This is a genomic window from Aetokthonos hydrillicola CCALA 1050, assembly GCF_017591665.1.
In the GTDB taxonomy this organism is placed as follows: Bacteria; Cyanobacteriota; Cyanobacteriia; order Cyanobacteriales; family Nostocaceae; genus Aetokthonos; species Aetokthonos hydrillicola.
In genome coordinates, this window is sequence record NZ_JAAKGC010000198.1 from 1 (window position 1) to 5,375 (window position 5,375).

Annotated in this window: 9 protein-coding genes; 3 read left to right on the forward strand and 6 right to left on the reverse strand. The window is 40.2% G+C overall.

Translation table 11 applies throughout. The features are described 5' to 3' along the window. Nucleotides 1–298 (reverse strand): transglutaminase family protein (locus G4P69_RS35310; protein ID WP_279606325.1); only part of this gene is annotated, 298 nt, incomplete at its 3' end. Nucleotides 299–510: 212 nt separating this feature from the next. Here G4P69_RS35310 and G4P69_RS35315 point away from each other — a divergent pair. Both G4P69_RS35315 and G4P69_RS35320 read left to right on the forward strand, forming a co-directional pair. Continuing rightward, nucleotides 511–1,371 carry a PhzF family phenazine biosynthesis protein gene (locus tag G4P69_RS35315; protein WP_208341917.1) on the forward strand — a complete coding sequence of 287 codons (861 nt, stop codon included), beginning with the start codon at nt 511–513 and terminating at the stop codon, nt 1,369–1,371. A gap of 41 nt (nt 1,372–1,412) precedes the next feature. After that, the gene (locus G4P69_RS35320) at nt 1,413–1,706 is read left to right on the forward strand and encodes a threonine dehydratase (protein ID WP_208341919.1); all 294 of its coding nucleotides are present in this window, start codon (nt 1,413–1,415) and stop codon (nt 1,704–1,706) included. A gap of 39 nt (nt 1,707–1,745) precedes the next feature. Here the strand turns inward: G4P69_RS35320 and G4P69_RS35325 are convergent, their stop codons facing one another. The 5 genes from G4P69_RS35325 to G4P69_RS35345 are packed head-to-tail and all read right to left on the reverse strand — an operon-like array spanning nt 1,746 to nt 4,679. After that, nucleotides 1,746–2,114, reverse strand: a complete 369-nt coding sequence (locus tag G4P69_RS35325; protein WP_208341921.1) for a pentapeptide repeat-containing protein — start codon at nt 2,112–2,114, stop codon at nt 1,746–1,748. Between the two features lie 50 nt (nt 2,115–2,164). Then, a complete protein-coding gene (locus tag G4P69_RS35330; RefSeq protein WP_310834208.1) occupies nt 2,165–3,346 on the reverse strand; it encodes an RNA-guided endonuclease InsQ/TnpB family protein in 1,182 nt (393 codons plus the stop codon). Further along, complete coding sequence (locus tag G4P69_RS35335; protein WP_243903146.1) at nt 3,231–3,830, reverse strand: IS607 family transposase; 600 nt, start codon at nt 3,828–3,830, stop codon at nt 3,231–3,233. The genes G4P69_RS35330 and G4P69_RS35335 overlap by 116 nt, the downstream gene beginning before the upstream one ends. A 51-nt stretch (nt 3,831–3,881) precedes the next feature. After that, on the reverse strand, nt 3,882–4,184 hold the full coding sequence (locus G4P69_RS35340) for a hypothetical protein (RefSeq protein ID WP_208341923.1): 303 nt from the start codon (nt 4,182–4,184) through the stop codon (nt 3,882–3,884). Nucleotides 4,185–4,214: 30 nt separating this feature from the next. Continuing rightward, nucleotides 4,215–4,679, reverse strand: coding sequence for a hypothetical protein (locus tag G4P69_RS35345; RefSeq protein ID WP_208341925.1), 465 nt, complete (start codon nt 4,677–4,679; stop codon nt 4,215–4,217). Nucleotides 4,680–4,862: 183 nt separating this feature from the next. Here G4P69_RS35345 and G4P69_RS35350 point away from each other — a divergent pair, with 183 nt between their 5' ends. Then, a complete protein-coding gene (locus G4P69_RS35350; protein WP_208341927.1) occupies nt 4,863–5,279 on the forward strand; it encodes a GFA family protein in 417 nt (138 codons plus the stop codon). Nucleotides 5,280–5,375: the final 96 nt, after the last annotated feature.

The window sequence follows — 5,375 nt, forward strand, 5'->3', positions numbered from 1 at the left end:
AATCTTCATTGAAAAAACTGTTGCGAGGATCGTAGAATCCTTTACGATGGCCAGCAAACCCTAAATCATCATAGAGATACGGATTAATAGCCTGAATACCGCGTAGAGGATAACGTGGAAAAGGCAGCCGTTCTTCAGCTCCTCCCGCCATTGTATCAAGGGCATTGAGGTATTCCTCTGGATCAAGTTCGGGATATTCTTCCTGGGCAATGTACAAAGCTGCCTTTGCCAAATCAATACACTCATCAGGCTGCTGGATCTCTTGGAAAAAAAAGTGACGCGCTGATGAGAAATTCATAATGTAGAGAGTAATATCAGGTTTAAGAATACTGCTGTAGCAGGTTTTCGTTTTCTTAATTTATCTTAAAACTGCTTCGATCATTCAACTTCAACGCTCTTCGCATGCGCTATTGTTGAATGCGAAACTTGTATAAGAGACTCCATAATATAACATTTTGTAACAAAAATCGTGGTTCACTTTCAAAAATAACCACCTATTAAGTTATGATTATGGGTTGGAATAAAGATTTAAAAGGCAGTATACAAGCTTTGTTAACCAACTGCAAGTCTCTAACGGTAGATGCTTTTACTAGCAAACCTTTCCAAGGAAATCCTGCTGCTGTGTGTATTCTACCTACTCCTCAATCTGAAGATTGGATGCAAAAATTAGCGCAAGAGATAAATTTATCCGAGACTGCATTTATTGTCAGACAGGAAGATGGCTTTAATTTACGTTGGTTCACACCGATAATAGAAGTGCCATTGTGTGGTCATGCAACCCTAGCTAGTGCTCATGTCCTTTGGTCTGAAGGATATATAGCACCAAATGAGCCTATTCACTTCCACACCAAAAGTGGTGTACTAATTGCCCAAAAGCAGGGTGAGTGGATTGAACTCGATTTTCCAGTGAATCATTCCCAAGTCATAAGTGCACCTCAAGAACTTGGTGAAGTTTTGGGAGTTCCTATGAAATGTGTGATGAAAAATTCCCTGGCTTACCTAGTAGAGGTGGAGTCGGAAGACGTGGTGCGAGAAATACAGCCAAATTTCGAGCTATTAAAATCTTTACCGATTGCTAATGTAATAGTAACCAGCTCAACCCATAAAGGCTCAGAGTACGATTTCATTTCTCGTTTCTTCGCCCCAGGGGTTGGAATTAATGAAGATCCTGTGACTGGAGCGGCTCACTGCTGTCTTGCTCCTTTCTGGCGCGAGCGCCAAAAAAAAGATCAGTTCTTAGCATACCAAGCTTCAAAACGAGGTGGTGTCCTAAAAGTTCGCTACGACGGAGGTTCTCGGGTGTATTTAGGTGGACAAGCAGTTAGCATCATAAGAGGAGAATTAAGTCATTCTTTATTCGGGGACGGCTAGAAGTGTCAAAATAGGAATAGACTGTTGTCAGAAGCACTACCATGTTTCGTTTAAATCAAACTCTTCGTAACTTGTTCATTCGCATAGAAGCTTTCTTTTCTGTCTTGTTTAAGAATGTTTTTGGCTTATTTGCTGGTTTTTTTGGGTTATTGGGTAGGCTATCAGGATTTTCTAAGTCTGAATATTTTCTAGAATCCAATGAACCAAAAAGTACGAAATCATCTCAGACTCAAGAATCGACAGCTTCTAACGGTTCCACAACAACTCGTCGTCGTCCTAACTCTAGGACAGATGATTACTTCCTCAACATGGCGAAGGAAGTCAAAAAGAGCTGATTCCTAGAAGTTTAGGTGCTAACTCTACTCACGCAGAGCTTAAAGCTTTTGCATTTTTCTACTAACAGGATCGAACCCTCTAGAAAAACGAGTGCTCTCATCGTAGCAAGCTTCACTTAGATCAGCTCCATACAGCTTGACATTGTTAAGCTTGGCTCCTCTAAGATTAGCTCGCGTGAGGTTTACACCGCTAAGGTTAGCTCGCGTTAGATTTGCCTTGGCTAAGTTAGCACCTCCCAAGTTGGCTCCCCACAATTTTGCTTGTGCTAAATTAGCCTCGGTTAAGTCAGCTGCAAATAAATTGACTCCCACCAAGTTAGCTCCTATCAGTTTTGCTTTGCTTAAATTTACGGCAGAAAAATCTCTCTCTCCTGCCATATAACGTTTTTTCAGTTCCTCAGCGTCCATTCTGGGTTTACCGATACTTTTTCGCTAACATACATTAACAAATACATAAGCTAGCTTCCTACTTGGCGAACCAAATTCTCCACTAACCAAGGCGTATCAACCAATGCACGAAGGAAAATCCCTCGCGCACCATTAAGATCTCTATCCATTACCTGAGCTGTGGATTGAGATTTAATGATTTTAGCTCCACCAAGATTTTTGACAACTTCACCTGTCCAGCTAACAGTTTTTGATGTGTATGCCTCATTAACATCAATCACTACTTTGTTATATTCAAATGCCTTGTGTTTGATAAACTGTTTAAACCTGTAGTGAGATAGAGTTAACATCTGGCGTACTGACTTTGATTTAATCCTCCGTTTAGCTTTCTTAGCCATCTGGCTTGTTTGAAAAGTTGGAAGCAGAATCACATCAAAGTTATTTACCAAAAAGTGTGCTGTTTTTTTGTGCAATTCATCCACAAGGTTTTTAATTTTGCCTCGTAGACGGGATGCAGCGGCTTTAAGTTTTCTTTTCCGGTTACTTTTGGCTTTAGATATCTTGCTAATTATTCCATCCAACTTGAAGCAAAGTTTTTGGATTCGGATGTTAGCAGTGTCGCCTAGCCAACCAAAATAATTTTCAGAAAAAAATGTCAAAAATGTTCTGATACCTGGATCTAAAGCCACAACTCTGCCTTGGTTATCGACTTTGAGTTGTGGACTTTCCTCTGGAACTGTCAAATAATAATCACCATAAGCGAATACTAGTCGACAATCACCACAGCTTTTTGGTAATGCTTCTTTATAAAGCATTTCACCTAAGATTGTGTGGTAAATTCCCTTGTCTTTAACTGCTGATTTAGGAATATAGCAGGATTGAATAGGATTCTTTCTAGATCTAAACCTACATTTACTAATACCTCCACCATTTTTGTATTTTAATTTAGCGTTGCTTACAGCTTTACAGGCGTCTTTAATTGCTATTGACTTAATCTGATAAGGTACTTCGTCGCACCAATCAGGTAAATCATTCAGGATACCTGTTTTAATTGCTTGCCAATTCGCTTTAACAGTACCATCCTGCAATAATTTGATGGTCTTGTTGTACACAAATCTGGAAACGCCAAACCATCTGTTAATCCTTGTTTTCTGCTGTGGTGTCGGTTTTAGATAAATCTTCCTTGATCTTCTTGGAGTACTTTCTAAGTCCGTGCATTCGACAAGAAAAGACGTGAAGGATTGAGAGTAAATCTTGCGTGAGTTCTGATTCTGGGCAGTATACAGTCTTGTCGAGAACCACGATTTGTCCACCGTTTTGCTCGACCAAGTACTGTATAAGCTCGAATCCAAACAGAGCGAGTCGGTCACGACAGGCAACAATAAGCGTGAACTTATCTCCGCGCATAAGCTTGTCCAGTAAGGACTGCAAACCTTTTCGCTTAAAGTTGATACCTGACCCAATGTCTCGGATAATTTCTGCTTGCGGGTAGAGGGATTGCATGTAGGCGACTTGTCTATTAAGATCGTCTCGCTGCTTTGAGGAACTAACTCGGCAGTAACAAATAGTGGTGACTCTAGCTGAATCGCCACGTGTGTAGGATTCAACGTCGTAGAGCCTTTGCCCTGCCGCGTTTTTGATGCTTTTGATTTTCCCTTCATCTGCATATTTTCTCAAAGTGTTGGGGTGCAATCCTAGAAACTCGACCGCTTTTCTAAGTGGTATATATGGCATCATCTCATATTAGCATCAATGAGCTAATGTGAGTAAATGTTAATAAAGATTCAATTAGTTAGAATCCTTAACTAACAAAACAGAGGCTATTTGTTCCCATTCCTGATCAAGCGTACCTTTAAACTCTGATTGACCGCTACGATGGTACCAGTAATCGGCATTGCTTAAATCCCCTTCTTTTCGGTGTAAATAGGCATGAATCCAAGCACTATCAGCGTCACTGGCATTTTGGACTATTTCATGGGCTGTATTCCAATTGCCTTTTTTGTCGTACCATAGGGCTTGCAGTACTCTTGGCAACGACTCAGGGCATTCTTGCTCTTTTTCGATCAATTCCTTGAATTCGTTGGGAGTCATACCTTTACACCTAAAATTTATCTCAAAATTTCAGTTCCTATCAGCGTTTTGTTGATTTAACTCTTTGCACTTATCTTCAGCAGCTTGATAAGCGTCTAAGTAATTTTTCCCACCTAACATTACATTGCCATAGTACTCATAAGGCGGGTCGCCGTAAACTGGAAGGGGATCATCTTCTGGATAATCCTCCTTAGATTCTTCTAGGATTGCTTTAAGTTGCTTGATACTTAGGTGTTGTGCTGGAAAGTACCACAGGTCTTGAGCATTTTGGTTGAGGTAAGGTAAAGTTGGATCTACAATGCGATCGCCTATTTCAATCCAACTGTGTTCAAGGGGTTTGTATGGTCTGCCAGCAAAAGCTAAAAATCCCTGTACGTAAGTTGCTCCCTTAATTGCCAGTGCAGCTTTGTAAGCATTATCAAATGGGGTTTTAGCTTTGCTCTTGATGCGATCGGCAATTTCAACAGAAAGCGCTTCATCCAATAGTGTGTTCATCAACAGCTTGGGGATCAAAGCAGTAACTACAACATAGTAGCATCTGTGCCTGCTGTTTTGAGGAAAGAATTCAGGAGTCAGGAGTCAGGAGTCAGGAGTTAGAAGTGTTATGAATTAAGGTTAAAAAAATATGTTGTAATATGACAAACAACTACAACTCCATTTTGCCGAGCAAATAACAAGATGTCAAATATCAACGAACCTGTCACTTATGAAGGTGGATGTCACTGTGGTGCAGTGCGCTTTCGGGTAGAGGTTGACAGGCACAAAGCAGATGATTGCAATTGTTCTATCTGTAGAAAAAAAGGATTTTTACACTTAATAGTGCCACAAGACAAATTTAATTTGCTCCAAGGAGAAGATGTATTGACAACTTACAGATTCAATACAGGAGTTGCTCAGCATAAATTTTGTAGCATTTGTGGAATTCACTCTTTTTATATTCCTCGTAGTCACCCTGATTGTATTGATGTGAATGTCCGCTGTCTGGATGGTGATATACTAGCAAAATTTGAGGTTGTACCTTTCGATGGCGCTAATTGGGAGCAAAATATTCATAAGTATTTTTTAGAGGGAGCAGAGGTTGCCAGTGAACAGTAAACAGTTATCACTAATCTATTGGGTGTGGTGTTTCACCAAAGATAAACACATGATCCTTGACTGATAACTGTTAACTGATAACTGTTAACTGTTTAT